2 protein-coding genes are annotated in these 1,259 nt (G+C 60.8%); both read left to right on the top strand.

Annotation, left to right across the window (positions count from 1 at the left end; genetic code table 11):
* Positions 1 to 34: 34 nt before the first annotated feature.
* Positions 35 to 724, top strand: a complete 690-nt coding sequence (locus AWB68_RS45100; RefSeq protein WP_087650472.1) for a CBS domain-containing protein — start codon at positions 35 to 37, stop codon at positions 722 to 724.
* A 118-nt stretch (positions 725 to 842) separates the two neighbouring features.
* Complete coding sequence (locus tag AWB68_RS45095; RefSeq protein ID WP_087650471.1) at positions 843 to 1,115, top strand: hypothetical protein; 273 nt, start codon at positions 843 to 845, stop codon at positions 1,113 to 1,115.
* Positions 1,116 to 1,259 lie beyond the last annotated feature (144 nt).

The raw sequence follows: 1,259 nt of genomic DNA, 5'->3' as shown, positions 1-1,259 counted from the left end.
GGTCGGCAACAACATCCTGGATGCGGAGAAGATGATGCAAGCTTTCGATGTCATGACCTCGTCTGTCATATCAGTCAGGCCTGAAACGACCGTGCGCGATGCAGCGAAACTGCTGGTTCAGCATCGGATCAGTGCCATGCCCGTGCTCGACGGGGACGGCGATCTTGTCGGCATGGTGAGCGAGGGTGACCTGCTGCACCGTGCCGAGATCGAAACTGACAAGTCGCATCGCTCGTGGTGGCTGGACCTGCTCGGCTCGGACCGCGAAGCGGGCGACTACGTCAAGTCTCATGGACAGGGCGTCGCAGATGTCATGACCCGCCAAGTTGTCTGCGTGGCCGACGTGACGCCGCTCCATGAGATTGCGAGCATTCTTGAAAGTCATCACATCAAGCGCGTGCCCGTGTTGCGGGACGGGCGGCTCGTCGGGATCGTCAGCCGCGCGAATCTCGTGCAGGCGCTCGCCGCGGGCGCGCAAGACCCCGCGCAAGAAGAATCACCTAGCGATCGCGACATCCGGGCGATGCTCATGGCGGAACTCACGGGCCGCAACTGGGCGTTCCCGGGCCGCAATATCGTCGTGCGCGACGGTATTGTTCACTTATGGGGAACGGTATGGTCGACCGACACGTTGAATGCGATGTGCGTGGCCGCGGAGGGTATTCCGGGCGTGAAAGGCGTCGAGGACCACACGATTCCCTACCCGATCATGCCGGGCGTTTGACCCCGGAATTGTGCGGCCGACCGGCTGCAAGACCGAGAGCGGTTGGCGCACTGCCACTGGCGCCCGGAATCTTCCGGGCCGGGTGCCGTACCGATCACGAGACGCTACGGAGAGACCGATGATTGCCGAGTTCGCCGCTGGGACAACCCCCCACTTTGAAACGGATCATGTCGAGTTCATTGCCGAGATTGACGGTGCACGGCAAGCCTTTCGCGTGAATGCCCGAGTATTCGAGGAGATGCTGCGCGTCAAGCGTATCGGAACTCCTGCCATCAGGAACCTGTTCACGGCGGACCCCGAACATTTTCTTCAAGCGGCTGCGCGCAAATATGGCGAAGTAGGTAGTACGGGAGCGCCGATCAATATCACACTGGGCGACTTGCTGAGGTAGGCCTATCGTCCGATGTATGCGCCGACGAAAGCTGCACTGTCGGATCGTCTTTGCTACCCGGCGCTCCCCGTGATGATTGTCTCGACCGGCAACTTGATCAATATCCGAAAGCCCCTGCCCGGCGTACTGTCGATTGCGATGGTT

It is taken from the genome of Caballeronia choica, from assembly GCF_001544535.1.
Classification (GTDB): Bacteria; Pseudomonadota; Gammaproteobacteria; order Burkholderiales; family Burkholderiaceae; genus Caballeronia; species Caballeronia choica.
This window is presented reverse-complemented; position numbering and strand designations above follow the sequence as displayed.